The 14,908-nt window shown below is 41.9% G+C and carries 18 protein-coding genes; 10 read left to right on the top strand and 8 right to left on the bottom strand.

Features of this window, described 5'->3' with window-relative positions:
• The first annotated feature begins 55 nt into the window (after positions 1-55).
• The 5 genes from nagZ to IQ259_RS10900 all read left to right on the top strand — a co-directional run bounded on the left by nagZ (position 56) and on the right by IQ259_RS10900 (position 4,824).
• Positions 56-1,141, top strand: a complete 1,086-nt coding sequence (nagZ, locus tag IQ259_RS10920) for a beta-N-acetylhexosaminidase (protein ID WP_193884562.1) — start codon at positions 56-58, stop codon at positions 1,139-1,141.
• A gap of 95 nt (positions 1,142-1,236) precedes the next feature.
• Positions 1,237-2,130 (top strand): hypothetical protein, encoded by an 894-nt coding sequence (locus tag IQ259_RS10915; RefSeq protein ID WP_193884560.1) that lies wholly within the window; start codon positions 1,237-1,239, stop codon positions 2,128-2,130.
• Positions 2,131-2,480: 350 nt separating this feature from the next.
• Positions 2,481-4,127, top strand: a complete 1,647-nt coding sequence (locus tag IQ259_RS10910) for a radical SAM protein (protein WP_193884558.1) — start codon at positions 2,481-2,483, stop codon at positions 4,125-4,127.
• A gap of 11 nt (positions 4,128-4,138) precedes the next feature.
• Complete coding sequence (locus tag IQ259_RS10905) at positions 4,139-4,327, top strand: CPXCG motif-containing cysteine-rich protein (protein ID WP_193884556.1); 189 nt, start codon at positions 4,139-4,141, stop codon at positions 4,325-4,327.
• A gap of 32 nt (positions 4,328-4,359) precedes the next feature.
• Positions 4,360-4,824, top strand: coding sequence for an SRPBCC family protein (locus IQ259_RS10900; protein ID WP_193884644.1), 465 nt, complete (start codon positions 4,360-4,362; stop codon positions 4,822-4,824).
• Positions 4,825-4,904: 80 nt separating this feature from the next.
• Here the strand turns inward: IQ259_RS10900 and IQ259_RS10895 are convergent, their stop codons facing one another.
• The 3 genes from IQ259_RS10895 to IQ259_RS10885 all read right to left on the bottom strand — a co-directional run bounded on the left by IQ259_RS10895 (position 4,905) and on the right by IQ259_RS10885 (position 6,777).
• Positions 4,905-5,354 carry an HNH endonuclease gene (locus IQ259_RS10895; protein ID WP_193884554.1) on the bottom strand — a complete coding sequence of 150 codons (450 nt, stop codon included), beginning with the start codon at positions 5,352-5,354 and terminating at the stop codon, positions 4,905-4,907.
• A gap of 2 nt (positions 5,355-5,356) precedes the next feature.
• On the bottom strand, positions 5,357-5,599 hold the full coding sequence (locus IQ259_RS10890; protein ID WP_193884552.1) for a hypothetical protein: 243 nt from the start codon (positions 5,597-5,599) through the stop codon (positions 5,357-5,359).
• 206 nt (positions 5,600-5,805) lie between these two features.
• Positions 5,806-6,777, bottom strand: coding sequence for an NAD(P)-dependent oxidoreductase (locus IQ259_RS10885; RefSeq protein ID WP_193884550.1), 972 nt, complete (start codon positions 6,775-6,777; stop codon positions 5,806-5,808).
• A 114-nt stretch (positions 6,778-6,891) separates the two neighbouring features.
• Here IQ259_RS10885 and IQ259_RS10880 point away from each other — a divergent pair, with 114 nt between their 5' ends.
• The 4 genes from IQ259_RS10880 (at position 6,892) to IQ259_RS10865 (ending at position 8,601) form a co-directional block, all read left to right on the top strand.
• Complete coding sequence (locus IQ259_RS10880; protein WP_193884548.1) at positions 6,892-7,266, top strand: MerR family transcriptional regulator; 375 nt, start codon at positions 6,892-6,894, stop codon at positions 7,264-7,266.
• A gap of 170 nt (positions 7,267-7,436) precedes the next feature.
• Entirely contained in the window at positions 7,437-7,706 is a 270-nt protein-coding gene (locus IQ259_RS10875) for a tyrosine-type recombinase/integrase (RefSeq protein WP_370568015.1), read from the top strand.
• A gap of 180 nt (positions 7,707-7,886) precedes the next feature.
• Positions 7,887-8,294 carry a phage holin family protein gene (locus tag IQ259_RS10870; RefSeq protein WP_193884642.1) on the top strand — a complete coding sequence of 136 codons (408 nt, stop codon included), beginning with the start codon at positions 7,887-7,889 and terminating at the stop codon, positions 8,292-8,294.
• 121 nt (positions 8,295-8,415) lie between these two features.
• Complete coding sequence (locus IQ259_RS10865) at positions 8,416-8,601, top strand: YqaE/Pmp3 family membrane protein (protein WP_193884546.1); 186 nt, start codon at positions 8,416-8,418, stop codon at positions 8,599-8,601.
• Positions 8,602-8,753: 152 nt separating this feature from the next.
• Here IQ259_RS10865 and IQ259_RS10860 read toward each other — a convergent pair whose 3' ends face one another.
• From IQ259_RS10860 to IQ259_RS10845, 4 genes are all read right to left on the bottom strand, one after another.
• Positions 8,754-9,536 carry a histidine kinase gene (locus tag IQ259_RS10860; RefSeq protein WP_193884544.1) on the bottom strand — a complete coding sequence of 261 codons (783 nt, stop codon included), beginning with the start codon at positions 9,534-9,536 and terminating at the stop codon, positions 8,754-8,756.
• A gap of 471 nt (positions 9,537-10,007) precedes the next feature.
• Positions 10,008-10,535 carry a hypothetical protein gene (locus tag IQ259_RS10855; RefSeq protein ID WP_193884542.1) on the bottom strand — a complete coding sequence of 176 codons (528 nt, stop codon included), beginning with the start codon at positions 10,533-10,535 and terminating at the stop codon, positions 10,008-10,010.
• A 22-nt stretch (positions 10,536-10,557) separates the two neighbouring features.
• Positions 10,558-11,838, bottom strand: coding sequence for an acetyltransferase (locus IQ259_RS10850; RefSeq protein WP_193884541.1), 1,281 nt, complete (start codon positions 11,836-11,838; stop codon positions 10,558-10,560).
• Between the two features lie 185 nt (positions 11,839-12,023).
• Positions 12,024-12,251, bottom strand: a complete 228-nt coding sequence (locus tag IQ259_RS10845; RefSeq protein ID WP_193884539.1) for a hypothetical protein — start codon at positions 12,249-12,251, stop codon at positions 12,024-12,026.
• Positions 12,252-12,833: 582 nt separating this feature from the next.
• Here IQ259_RS10845 and IQ259_RS10840 point away from each other — a divergent pair.
• On the top strand, positions 12,834-13,865 hold the full coding sequence (locus tag IQ259_RS10840) for a tRNA-dihydrouridine synthase (RefSeq protein ID WP_193884537.1): 1,032 nt from the start codon (positions 12,834-12,836) through the stop codon (positions 13,863-13,865).
• 33 nt (positions 13,866-13,898) lie between these two features.
• Here IQ259_RS10840 and mazG read toward each other — a convergent pair whose 3' ends face one another.
• The gene (gene mazG / locus IQ259_RS10835) at positions 13,899-14,723 is read right to left on the bottom strand and encodes a nucleoside triphosphate pyrophosphohydrolase (protein WP_193884535.1); all 825 of its coding nucleotides are present in this window, start codon (positions 14,721-14,723) and stop codon (positions 13,899-13,901) included.
• Between the last annotated feature and the right edge of the window lie 185 nt (positions 14,724-14,908).

Here is a 14,908-nt window from a genome sequence, read left to right as displayed (position 1 = left end):
AGATATATTTTTTAAGTATTGATACTCATTATTAAATATCTAAAGGTAACAAAATATGCTAACATCACAGGAACTAGAGTTATTCGGAAATTACTTGATTCTCGGTATTTCCGGCACAACATTGAGCGATGATGATAAACGAGCGCTCAGTGAATTAAAACCAGTTGGGGTAATATTTTTTGGTAAAAATTTTGTGGATGGCGTTCCCTATCAGGATTGGTTAGCCAGCTTCAAAGAACTGATAGATCAAATTCGACAATATGCTGAACGCGATTCGATGTTCATGACTTTAGATCATGAAGGCGGACGTGTGGTGCGTACACCTTTACCAATTACCAGATTTCCCTATGCTTCGGTGTTGCGATCGCATACCCGTGAAGTAGCAAAAGCAACAGCTACAGAACTAAAATCACTAGGAATTAATGTATCTTGGTCTCCTGTCGCTGATATTTATTCTAATCCCCACAACCCCGTAATTGGAGCGCGTGCCTTCGGCAATACACCAGAAACGGCTGTTGATGGTGCGCTTGAATATTACCTGGGGCTTCGGGAATCTGGTATTTTGGGATGTGCCAAGCATTTTCCTGGACATGGGGATACAAGTACAGATTCTCACGTTGAATTACCAGTGCTGAATCTAACTCTACAAGACTTACGCAATCGAGAACTGATACCTTTCAAAGCCTTGATTGATGCTCAAGTACCTTTGATTATGACAACTCACATCCTGTTTCCCAAAATCGACCCAGATGTACCAGCAACCATCTCACAAATTATTCTTAAAAATATCCTTCGAGAAGAACTAGGGTTTGAGGGTGTAGTTGTATCCGATGACTTGGATATGAAAGCAATCTCAGATATGTTTACCCAAAGCGGTACTGTGGCCCGCGCCTTTCATGCTGGATGTGACTTGTTCATCCTTTCGCGGAATATCAATTCATCGTCTCTGGAACGTACTTATTATATGGCGGCTGATTTTGCTGATTCTTTAAGCAAGGGTAGCCTGAAGGAAGCGGTAATCACAGTAGCTAGAGAGAGAATTGAAAAACTTTTAGCACAAACACCGCAATATCTTGTCCATACTTTAGATAAAGATACTTTACTACAACATGCAGAATTGGCGATCGCTTGTACTTTTTAGTAGAAAAAGCCGCAGTTTATCCATAAAAAAGAATTAATTCATTTGTGGTGTGCATCATGACTTTAAACTAGGTTGCATTGCCAAATTTCCCACTCATGACCAGATTCATTCACGACCAATTTGCCAAAGACTATCTAGAACAATTACTCACCCCTTATGGTCAAGTCCAAGCAGCAAAAAGAGTTGCAGGCGAAGTCAGAGAAATAGACGTTTATTTCATCCCCAAATCACAACCAAGTAATATTTCAGAAATACTTGGTTTATTGGGTCAATTTGCCACTACCTCTTCCTTATTTGAACCCTTTCGTAATGCCGCTGCCGCTACAGAAATCTGTGATTGTCTTCTAAAATTATTAGAGGTACGTGGCGACTTACAACGGCAAGCCAATCGAAATAGCAGCCGCATTCAAGAATCTGACTTACCAAAATTGTGGATTCTTACGCCAACAGCATCAGCATCACTCTTATCAGGATTTGGAGCTAACCCCAAAGCTGATTCCTTGCCTGGTGTTTACTTCATGGCAGAATACTTGCGTACAGCTATAGTAGCAATTCATCAGTTACCTGCACTTCCAGAAACCTTGTGGTTGAGAATTATTGGTAGAGGAAACGTTCAGAAACAAGCAATTGACGAGCTAGAAGCACTTTCTCTCGATAACCCTTTCCGAAAAGCGGCATTAGAATTACTGTATAACTTGCAACAAAATTTACAATTTACTCAAAATCAAGACGAAGAAGATAGGGAGTTACTTATGCGATTAGCACCACTTTACCAACAAGACAGAGAACAGGCGATACAAGAAGGGGAACGACGAGGGCTTCAGCAAGGTGAACGCTTAGTGGTGGAAAATTTGTTGAAAGTTCGTTTTGGTGAATTAGATAATCAACTTCAAGCAATTATTGAACCTTTATTGGCGTTACCACCAGAAGAGTTTACCCCTTTACTGTTGCAATTATCTCGTGAAGAATTAATTGCTAGGTTTTCTTAATATCCACTGCATCAGCTTTTAAAATGGCAGTAAAAGCTTAAACTTTGAGATAGCATTTTCTATAAATTTGTAGTAGGCTGACACAGCTAAAAGAGTGCATTAATTGAATTTATATAAAATTAACCGCAGATGCACGCAGATTGACGCTGATAGGTCATAAGTAGGTCGGTGTTAAAAATTGTCGTTATGACAAGGCAGGAGGCAGAAGGCAGAAGGCAGAAGGGAAGAGGTTTTCAAGCTACTTTACTTTCCGTTACATAGTTCGGTTTATTTGCACCTTTCTACTTACATCTATTTAGGATTTATTAAAGATAAACAATTACGAATTACGAATTACGAACTATTTTGACATGACATCATCTGTATTTGCGGCTGAACGACTTTTATTCACACCCACCACACCAGATACCAACGCTATCCCAGTAATTTTTGCCTTTCCTAATGAGTACACTGTCGGAATTACCAGCCTTGGCTATCAGGTGGTATGGGCAAATTTGGCAATGCGCGATGATGTGCAGGTGAGTCGTTTGTTTACTGATATTCACGAACAACTTCCCAGACAGCCGGAAATTGTGGGGTTTTCGATTTCTTGGGAATTGGATTATGTGAATATTTTAAATTTGCTGGAATCTCTAGATATTCCCATTCGAGCTAATATTCGTGATGATACTCACCCAATAATTTTTGGTGGTGGCCCAGTTCTCACCGCTAACCCCGAACCTTTTGCAGATTTTTTTGATGTCATCTTGTTAGGAGATGGCGAAAATCTGCTGGGGAATTTTATTGAGGCGTATAAAGAAGTCAGAAATGCTTCTAGACAAACTCAACTCCAAAGACTGGCGCAAGTACCAGGGATTTATGTTCCGAGTTTGTATGAGGTGGAATATCACACACAAGATGGTGAAGTAAAGTCAATCAAGCCTATTTCCTCAGAAGTTCCCGCAGTGGTGCAGAAGCAAACTTATCGCGGAAATATCCTCTCAGCTTCAACTGTAGTAACTGAAAAAGCGGCTTGGGAAAATATTTACATGGTGGAAGTGGTAAGAAGTTGTCCAGAAATGTGCCGCTTTTGTTTGGCAAGTTATCTCACTTTACCGTTTAGAACTGCAAGCTTAGAAGGTTCATTAATTCCCGCTATTGAACGAGGTTTAGAAGTTACAAATCGCCTGGGATTATTAGGTGCTTCTGTTACGCAACATCCAGAGTTTGCTGAGTTATTAGATTATATTAGTCAGCCAAAATATGACGATGTGCGGTTGAGTATTGCTTCGGTGAGAACGAATACAGTCACGGTGCAATTGGCAGAAACTTTAGCAAAACGAGACACGCGATCGCTTACTATTGCTGTAGAAAGTGGTTCTGATAAACTCCGCCAAATCATCAATAAAAAGCTACAAAATGATGAAATTATCCAAGCGGCGATCAATGCCAAAGCTGGGGGACTCACAGGTTTGAAACTCTACGGAATGGTAGGTATTCCCGGTGAGGAAGCGGAAGATTTAGCAGCAACTGTGGCGATGATGCGGAGTATCAAAAAAGCTGCACCAGGACTGCGATTAACATTTGGATGCAGCACCTTTGTACCTAAATCTCATACACCATTTCAATGGTTTGGGGTAAATCGCCAAGCAGAAAAGCGGTTACAACTTTTACAAAAACAACTCAAACCCCAGGGTATAGATTTTCGTCCTGAAAGTTATAACTGGTCTATCATACAAGCTTTGTTATCCAGAGGCGATCGCCGATTATCTCAACTTCTCGAACTTACCCGTGATTTTGGCGACTCCTTGGGTAGTTACAAACGTGCTTTCAAGCAACTCAAAGGACAAATCCCCGATTTAGATTTCTACGTCCATACTAATTGGTCAACAGCCCAAGTCTTGCCTTGGAGCCACTTGCAAGGGGCGCTACCGCAGTCTACACTACTAAAGCACTTGGATGAGGCTACCAGTCATTTTCGCTCATCCCCCAAGGAACTACAGCCATTAAATTCATAGCAAAAAATTGAATGCAAACAACTGCTGAGTATTACTGCGCCTTTTGTGGCGAACCAAACTTAACCTTTATCGATTTGAGTGCTGGAGGACAGCAATCTTATGTAGAAGATTGTCAAGTTTGCTGTAACCCAAATATTTTGTACGTGCGGGTTGATGAAGATACCCTAGATATCGAAATTGATACCGAATACGAAGGCTGATGCAATTTTGGATTTTGGATTTTAGATTGAGAATGCTGTACTTCAACCATTCATCTGTGATTAACGCGCCAATAGAAGTAGTTTGGCAATTTCATGAAAGGCCAAATATCTTGCAACTGCTAACTCCACCTTGGCAACCAATGAAAGTAGTTCGCCGGGAGGGAGGACTAGAAATAGGCGCTATCACAGAGTTTCGCTTATTTCTTGGCCTAGTTCCTTTAACTTGGTTAGCACGCCACACTGAATGTGAACAATATCGTCTGTTTGTAGATGAACAGATATCCGGACCTTTTGAAACTTGGGTACATCGGCATGAATTTCAGCCGGAAGATGGCAAAACTAAGTTAACAGATGCGATATCTTTCTCCATGCCTGGTGGAGATACAGTGGAATTTATCAGTGGTTGGCTAGTGCAAACCCAACTAGAAGCTATGTTTCGTTACCGCCATTACGTAACAAAGCGGGAATGTGAAGGAAAAAGCGGTAGCTTGTGGTGAAGTTCGCATTTAATTTTTTGTCCTAATTCCAGTCTCAGTTATGCCGCCGCGATCGCCTTCTCATCTAAATTTATTAGCCATTAGGATTCACTATCATCATTGGATGGTGGATGCCAACCGCCCTGAATCCAAAGACGACGGGCTTTAACAATCGCCCCCTCATTATGCTCCTGGTCATTCAAATCTAAGCGATCGCACGTTGCACGCCCAATGGAAGTCTTGCCTCGAATCACTAGACCACCCTTCTCCCAAATAAAATGCTCATTCCACTGATGCAGTCGTGGGTTAAACAACTGAGTAGAAACTTGAGATTCTGGATCAGTCCCTTCTGTGAAGTTGTAACGGTAGCTATTACATCGCTGACAAGCCAAAGCCAAATTTTCAAATGTATCTGCCCCTCCACGCGATCGCGGTTGGATGTGATCAATTTCAAACCGTGCTGCACTGGCTTCTTCAGAGGAGTGGCAGTATTCACACAGATACTTAGCCCGCTCTCGAACCTTTTGCCGAATCTCTTTTGAAATCGCCATACCTACGCAGACTCAGCAATAATTTTTGCATTAAGCAGTGTGAAAATTCGGTCGAGTTCTAAAATCCCAGTCAGTTCTACTTCTTCATCTGGTGACAATTTCGATTCTCGTTGTTTCTCGTTCAGGTTCTCCAGTCGCTCTTGCAAGTCTTCACTAAATTTGAATAAGAACAGCCCTCGAACTGGCTTGATTTGAATACCAGCATCAATAAAAGAGGAGGGTTGGATCATCAGTTGTGCATTCATGATTCACCTAGAGGCTATGTTAAGTAGTCGTGCAAAATAAATTTTATAGTTAGGAGAGGGAACAGGGAACAGGTAAGGAATACAGACATTCTTGTTTTCAATCAATATGTACAATTAATTTTGCTTGGGTACTTAATAGAGTGATATCAGCAGACTCAACAGAGAAACTCCAGACAGTCGGCGTGCAAGCGGATTGTTAGCCCATTTCATCGATAGAAAGCTGCAAGTTCCGCCAATCCGGAATCACGAGCCATAATTGGAGTGTAACCGAGTTCTTCTCGTGCTTTACGATCTGTAAATGTCAATTCCTGCCCAATCAGCCTAACCATTGTCCGAGTAATCGGCGGGATGCCTTGTTGCCTTGTTATTCCCCAAATCATTTCCATTAATCCAGCAACATTCCAAGCAACCCATCTCGGAATACTCAACCGACCTGGTTTTACTCCAGCAATTTGTAGCAATGTCGTTACCCACCTGTAAAACTGTACGACATCTCCATCGCTCAGGAAGTACGCTTGTCCACCAGGACTCCGCTCTGCCGCTAGAATTGCCCCATGACAAACATTCATCACATGAGTCGTCATATAAGGATAGTTGCCCTGATCGATCCAGATAAACTGTCCAGTTTTCACGGCTGTTACTAGCTGAGGCAATACGTGATCTCCATTGCCCCAAATCCAGGAAGGACGCACCACAGCGGTTCTAAAGCCAGACCGATTTGCAGTAATGACTCGTTGTTCTGCAATACTTTTAGTTGCAATGTAGGGAGAAAAATCAGGCTGCTGGAGCGGATGAGATTCATCGATCCAAGATAAAGATTGACGATCAAAAACTGAAGCCGCAGCACCAATCTGAACAAAGCAAGGGACGTTTGCCACTTGTGCGGCAGCCAACGCACGCTCAGTCCCAAGGACGTTGATTTCGTAGAACGATTTGTATTGCCCCCAAATGCTCAAAAAACCTGCGATGTGGAACACAACATCACAACCTTGCATTCCTTGAAGCATCGTTGGTTGATCCAGCAGATCGCCTCGCACTACCTTGGCACCCAACTGAGTCACTTGCTTCGCGGCTTGCTCGGATCTTGCTAAAGCAATGACCTCATTCCCGCGATCGCGCAACATCTGAATCATGTAACGACCGACAAACCCGGAACCACCTGTAACAAAAGCTTTCATAGTACTCCTGTGCCGCTCAAATTCTTTCTCAAGGGTTCAATTGATTTCGCTCTAGCGTAAGCTATGGAGTATACTCCACAGTCAAGTATCAATTTCAGAATTTAGGTGGCGACGATGTTGATCGGTGAGTTAGCCCAAAAAACAGGTTTGACAAAGGACACGATCCGCTTCTACGAAAAAATGGGACTGATTGAGGCGAAGGCACGACAAGCAGGGACAAGAACCTATATGGAGTTCAGTTCAGAGATGTTAGAACGAGTTGTCATCATTACAAAAGGCAAATCTTTGGGATTCACGCTGAATGAGATTAAGCATCTGATTGATACTTGGGGAAACGGTTCGATGCCACTCACTGAGAAGTTGAAAGTCATCGATCGCAAGCTTGAGGAGATTTGTGAGAAAATGCAGCAGCTTGAGGAAATCAAGCTTTACCTGACTTCTAAGCGTGATCGAACTACTCAAGAATCAAAAGATTTAGAAGAGGGATAACCAAAAAGGGTGTTGCATAAATGCGGGATGATTTTCTGATATTTATCTCTCAAAACCTCTTCTTCTCTACGAGACGCTGCGCGTTGACGGAAGCCTCTCGTAGAGAATGCGTACTTTGCGTACTTTGCGGTTCATTATTTCATCCCTAAATTCAGCAACGCCCCAAAAAGTTGCTGCCTGCATCTACTCAAAATAAAGCTTTAAACGCAATTTTATTTCTCTATAGAGAGGTATTAAAACAAGGAATTCGTCAAGCTGGTATTCAAAAAAAGGTGGGTTGTCATACGTTTCACCACAGTTTTGCTACCCATTTATTACAAAACGGCTACGACATCCGCACAGTGCAAGAATTACTGGGACACAAGGATGTGAAGACTACGATGATTTATACCCATGTACTTAACCGTGGTGGAAAAGCTGTCCGCAGTCCCCTTGATTAGAGATTTGACGAGGTGGTAATCCATTTTTCTGGAGATTTTCGAGAATTACGAAGTTTCTCCCGAAATCTGCCAATTGGTAGAAACTCAATCTATCTTGCAAGAGAGGCTAAATCGTCCCACATTGTTAATGATAGTAGAAAGACATTCAAACAAACTATCACTGACTTTTTAGGTAAAAAAATGTTGGGAACTTTTCTAATAACTCTAGCTACAGCACTGAGCTTACTAATTGTTGATTTAGTTGTGCCTGGTGTAAATATTGCTAATTTTCCTTCTGCCTTAATTGCTGCGGTAGCGATTGGCTTAATCAATAGTTCTGTGAAGCCAGTTCTCTCCACTCTATCTTTACCACTGAACTTTCTCACATTGGGAGCCTTTTCTTTAGTTGTTAACGGTTTGTGTTTCGCATTAGCCGCATTTTTAGTTCCTGGGTTTAGCGTTCATGGAATTATCGCTTTTATTCTCGGACCAGTGGTTCTATCCTGTGCTAACACCTTTATTAGCAACTACTTTGTTGAAAGAAACTTGACTTTAACTGGAAACACGACAAATCAAGGTGAATTACCTCAAGGAAATCCTCAGCAATAGGATAAGTATTATTCACCTAAACCGTAGTTCAGAATTAACATAATGCCTGAGACAGAGTTGGTAGTTAAGTTAATTCCGGAAAATGTGAGTTAATCAATTTGAAAAAAATAACAGCAAATCCATGAAATTATTTCGTCTTCTACTTGCTCTTTTATTACCCCCTTTAGGCGTTTTTCTAACAGTTGGTGTTGGCCCTACTTTGGTAATTAATATTTTGCTTACCCTCCTCGGTTGGCTTCCTGGCAGTATTCATGCAGTTTGGGTAGTTGCGAAAAAAGAAGAAGCATTTAATAGTGGAACTTACTAAAATAGCTTCTTCTAAGGCAAAGTACTTGTTATCGATTCAAACAAACTTCTCTAAATAGGGACAATAAATTAAGGGTGAACTTAGATAGTCCACCCTTTTTATCATGTTTATTTTTTTAGAGATGTTGCAATGCAATATCTCTAAGTTTCTTTCTAGTTTTTATCCGCAGGTTCTTTTTCTTTAAACAAATCAGCGGTTGCTAAAAGTAACTCTCGTAAGGTTTGTTTAAGCTGGAATTCTTTTCTAGCTATAGCTGTACCTGCTTCCCCAAGTTTATCTTCTAGTTGCGATCGCTTTTGTGCTACCTGTGTAGCTACGACTTCTGCTTGCGGACGAGCTTGATCATACCAAGTTTTTGCGTCGTTGAGATAATTTTGGATTTCTTCAGAACGGCCGCCGTAACGTGCAGCTAAATTAGCTCGGACGATAGCTAGTTGTGCTTGCAATTGCGCGTAACGTTTCTTCAATAAGGAAACTTCGTCACTATCTTTGATAGCGCTAACAGCCGAGTCTATGACATTTTTAGTATCAGCAGTTTTGTCTGTACCTGTTTCTTGAATCTCTGCTAATATCACGTCTACATCTTGTTGAAGCTTTTCTTCTTCACTATCTAATAGAGTTTGCAGCCTTTGGAGTTCTGACTGAGTTTGAACGATACTTTCGTGTCTTTTACGATTAACTCCTTCTAACGCTCCTTCAATGGATGCTGTTACATCCTCTTTAACTTCATTACCTTTCTCTTGTAAGTTTTCAATAACAGCAGAAACCGCATCTCTTACAAGAGTACGCAGTTCGACAGAACCTTCTTTCAACTCAGAAGCTACTTGAGAAACTGCTGACTTCACAATTTCTCGAACTCTTTCAGTCCGCAACTGACCAGTTTCTTTAACTTGTTTCAAGTCTGTTTGGATTTGTTCTTTAATATTTCTTACCATTTTTAACTCTAGGTATTTAGCTAATTTGGATAAAAATTTTTAAACTTGGTACTACACTCATATTCTGGCGTATTCTTTTGGGCGTAGGCACTTCCTTTAGATAGAAAATAAGCAATTATTAACAGTTTTTAATCACCAGTTTTGTATCGCAGTTTTAATGTATCTTTTTTATAAAAGTAATAGAAAGTACAAATTGCTACAACATGTTAGCCCTCTTCTGTCACCTTCCGAGAGAGCAATCTCTAGAAGCTTTATCAGTCGGTCAATACAAGCTATCCTATTACAAAAAATGGGTGTTGTATTTGTGATTAGAAAAAAATCTGGCGATTGCCTACGGCACTGGCGAAGCCAATCGCTTCCTATACAAAAGCTCTAGAATTCAGCAATAGCAGATATTTTCGGAGAGTGACAGAAGAGGACTTAATACTACCTTCTACCCAGACGAGGTTTCACGTTTACAAGCGTGCCATTCTATTTAGTACCATTTGATTCAGAGGCAGTAGTTGCACCAACTGCCATGACTGGAGACCATTCGCTGACACAGTTTTTATCTAAAACGGCTCGCACTCGATAACCTAGCTGAATTTTATGCATCAACAAGATTAATTCACGGTTGAGTAATCCTTGTGATTTTTGGTTTTCATTAGATGCAGCTTGAATACGAAAACAGCGATCGCTTTGACGTTTCAACTTTGGAGATTTCCCTTCCACAAGCACCGTTTGTAGTTCGTATTCTTTTGCTTCGGGATATGGTTCCCAGCAAAGTTGCCAGTAAGTTGACCAGCGAATTAACTCTGATGGTAATTCCTTAATTTCATCTGACAATGTAGAAACAAGTCCGTTAACTGGCGGTTGTACAACTTGAGGCTGATTAGAAGTGATGTCAGCAGCTAAAGAGTAACCACTATCAATACTTAGTATCAGCCCGAATATCAAAGTGAACAGCAGCACCAATCGTAGGCATTGTAATTGCACTAGCGGCAAGATTTTCCGATTCATAAATTATGCAACAGTGATTTGCTTACCACTCCACAGGTAAAATCAAGCTACCGTTATCGGCATAGATTGTTCGAGAACGAATATACGTTCTGGGAGCTAATGTAGAGTTGAAGACTGCGCTTCTTTGCCCAACTGCCGATCTGTTGCCAATGCTGGCACGGAATATAACAGAGTTCGGCCCTAGCCCTACGGCATCACCTATGCTGGTTTCAGGGCCATTAGCAACACCATTGACAACCTGCCTACCGCCATGAACTAAAGCACGAGGCCCATAACCAATCCCATTACCAAGAGTCAAGCTAGTTGTCTCTAAAGCGTGAAATACAACATCGTTTGCCATCCCAGCAATTTGGCCAACATTAAAAGGTTCACCCTCATCAGCACGCAGCGAAATTCTACTAGCTAGTTTGTTGGTGAGTGTTGCTAAAGAATCTTGGAAAGTGATGTTGCCGATAATGCGGTTACGATAGTTCGGATCACGAGTCGTACTTCCCCCTATCTGCGGCAGACCCCCGGAGTTAAAAAAGGTGACTGGGGCATAATTTATCCCTGTTACGTTTGACAAGTCTGCTCTCGCTAAGTCTGTATAACCTTTGGCAAATGCTTCATTAACTTCAATGATGCCTTCCATTAATGCAACATCGGCTTGTGTTAGGTTGACTACTTTCCCCAAGCTGCCGCTAGTAGCTTGTAGGTTAGTTGTGACGTTTTTACCAGGCAGGACGACTTTACCCGCAGGTAAGGTAACACCAGGGCCAACCCGCGCGAGAAAGTTAATTACCGTGTTTTTTTCTATAGTTGCACCGTCTATTTCACAGTTGAAGGCGAGAAACGTTTTTGAAATAGTGTTGCTGAACTGAGTATTGGTAACTGGGTCAGTAAAAGGCCCGGTTGAACCTTGAGTACCGATTTTAGCTGCACCTTTGACAATGGCCATGTGTGCCATAATGACACGCTCGCCAATTTGCACTCCCGTTCCCGACGCTATTATTTTCACTTGGTCTTGGACGTTAGAATCTGCTGCGATACTGATAGGAGCATTAGTAGCGTCTAATTCGGCAAATGGTGCGACGTAGACTTTTTCGCCCAAAGTAATATTTGTGGGATTGGTGATTGTTGCAGTTGGGTCAATGAAACTAGCTAACTCGGAAGGTGCTGCACTTGGGCATATAGGTAGGTTTCCCAGAGTTGGATTACACGTTCCTCCAGCAGCTACTGCGGGTTGTATATATATTTGTGTGCTGATGGCAAATGCTAGGATAATTGCAGTTAAGGCACTAAAAATTGTGCGAGGTTTGAACATAGAAATAAAAGTCCTCACGGGTTATGGAATATTTAGTTATGGGATAATCTGCGTTAATTAATGAAAGATTTATTGAGGCGATGTCTGACGACAAGACGCAGAGCGTCTACGCAGGCTGAGAAATTAGCAAAAAATTACACTGCAACAGCCTCTATTTAGGCTCTCTTTAGGTATGAGACAAAGAATTAACCGCCCCAAAAACCTGCCAAGTTGAAGACTATTTGTAAGACAACTGATAATAAAAAGCCCAAAAGCGGGACTGAAATTATTGTTGTTGCCCCAGCAACTGCATCATTGTAAACAGTCTGCCAAGCATCTGGCCCGCTAGTAGATTGTCCGTAGACTTTTGTACTTATGGCCAGCATGAAGCCTAGCACAGTTAAACCAGCTAGTATTGTGCGACGTTTCAGCATTATTTTTTGATACCTAATAGTTCACTAATTGTTTTTGGCAGAGTGAAGTGAAAAGTTACACGAAAAGCTTAAACTTTTCGCTTTACCTGATCTAATAACTGCCAAATTTAATTAAAGCGATTATTGCTTTAATTAATAATTTATTAACCAGTTAATTGTAGTATTACTTGCTGCTTAATACTAGACTTTTGATATCGCTAAAAATTATGTTAATCATAGAAGCATTAGTAAATTTGAGATTGAAAATTTTGCGTCAAATATAATAATTTAATATAAAAATTAACTATCTTAAGGAAGATATTGCTTCGCTACTAGCTACAAAATCCTTCACCCAATTCCTCGGTCAGTCCAAAATACACATTCCCATTGATTAGGTACAAACCGAACTTCGTTCAGGCTCCCTTGTTCCCTTTCACCCTTGGTTAAAACCCCATCTCTTGTAGGTGGCTTTTCTCCCCTGCTCCCTGCTCCCTTCCCCCCTGCTTTTTTATTCCACCTAAATAGTGAGTTTTCAGTTGATGCCACTCCAACTCAAAACAATTTTTTTGATAGAGTGATGCTTTGTCGGACACTAGCCTTTTTATGCCCCTGGTATCGCTGCCTCAATCGCTTTACCTAAACCTACCTCTCACGGCTCTTGCACCTATGCAGGATGTGACAAACCTCTGGTTTATGAAGGTCATTGCCCATTACGGCAGCCCTGACTACTTCTTTACCGAGTATTTCCGCGTCAATGAGACTTCACGGCTCAACCCTAGTATTTTGGCATCAATCACCCAAAACGATACAGGCCGTCCTGTTTTTGCTCAAATGATTGGCGAAAGCATTCCAGATTTAGTCAGAACAGCGCAGGAACTCTGCGGCTATAATATCGCAGGAATTGACTTGAATATGGGCTGTCCCGCACCGAGAATCTATCGTAAAAAAGCTGGGGGCGGATTGCTGCTTAAGCCAGAAAAAGTGGATCGAATTTTGGGAGAACTACGTTCTGCTGTTAATGATCGACCTTTAACAGTCAAGATGCGTTTAGGCTTTGAAAATACCGATACCTTTTACACCATACTAGAGCTGATCAATCGCCATAGCGTTGATTTGCTGAGTTTGCATGGTCGCACGGTAAAAGACAGGTATCACGGGCCAGTCAACTATGATTTGATCGCCCAAGCGGTCAAACGGGTCAATTGTCCAGTACTTGCCAACGGAAATATCCACTCGGCGACTCAAGCACTATCAGTGCTTTCTCAAACAGGTGCGGCTGGTGTGATGGTGGGACGTTGGGCAATTGGCAATCCTTGGATTTTTCATCAAATTCGGCAAGTCTTGCGATCTGAGCCGATTACGCCTGTTCCTTTAACAGAAGTACGCAACTACATTGAGCGTTTATGGCAAACCCCAGAAGCCCCGAATATTCCAGAACGATCGCGTGTCGGCTACCTCAAAAAGTTCCTCAACTACATTGTCTTAAGTGTTGACGCTGAAGGTCATTTCTTGCGGCTGATGCGACAAACACAAACTGAGGTAGAACTGTTTAACTTGTGCGATCGCTTTCTTCTTGCTGACACAACGCAGACTTTAGCCCTAGCTCCTTACTCTACAGCAATATGCCGAAGTTAAGACTGTGACCATCAAATTGTAAACTGGTATATATCAAGACTCTTGGGCAAGTTGGGCTTTTGCCTGTTGCCAGAGCATCTCTAACTCATCCAAACTGTAATCCGAAAGGGGGCGGTCAACTACTGCCTCCATTTTTTGTAACCGCTGGACAAATCGTTGATTTGTACCTTGCAAGGCGGCGCTAGGGTCAAGATTGTGCCAACGCGCTAGTTGAATAATGGCAAATAGTAAATCACCTAATTCTGCTTGTTGGCGTTCTGGTGTTTCCTCAGCTAAAGCTTGCTGAAACTCTGCCAACTCTTCGTGAAATTTCGCCCACACCCCATCAATGTTTTCCCATTCAAAGCCTACCTCCGCCGCCTTTTGGGAAATTTTCATCGCTGCTATTAATGGGGGAAGGGTGCGCCCGTAACGGCTGAGTTTGGCGCTTAGTTGTTGATTTTCTGGGGATGGTTCGCCTTTTTCCGCAGCTTTGATTTGTTCCCAGTTTTGCCGCACTTCCTCGACATTCTGCACAGTTACATCACCGAACACATGGGGATGGCGGCGAATTAGTTTTTGAGAAATACCATTTACTACTTCTTTCAGGGTGAATTGTTGGTATTCACTGGCGATTTGAGTTTGTAAGACAACTTGTAAGAGTAAATCGCCTAATTCTTCGGAAATTGCTGCTTGATTGCCGCTTTTGATTGCGTCTACGACTTCATACGCTTCTTCAATGACGTAGGGAGTTAAAGTTTCAGGAGTTTGTACCAAATCCCAAGGACAACCACCATCAGGCGATCGCAATTTTGCCACTACGTCTATTAATTCTTGCAGTGCTGCTAGTGTATCAGCATTTTGATGATTTGATTCCATAACTAACTTTGTCGTCCACTTCAATACTTTTTCACCTTCAGCAAAGCATGATATGGCACAAACCGCGAACAAGGGAAGGCATTCCCAGAGATGAAGTGAGTAGAATGCGATGTCTGACGACAAGCTGCTTCTCGTCTACGCCTAATCTTGGCTTTTCAGGTTCTAAACGACAACATTCTTGTTTG

The organism is Fortiea sp. LEGE XX443, from assembly GCF_015206815.1.
GTDB lineage: Bacteria > Cyanobacteriota > Cyanobacteriia > Cyanobacteriales > Nostocaceae > Nostoc_B.
Note: the sequence above shows the minus strand (reverse complement) of the source record. Positions and strands in the feature narration are given on the sequence as shown.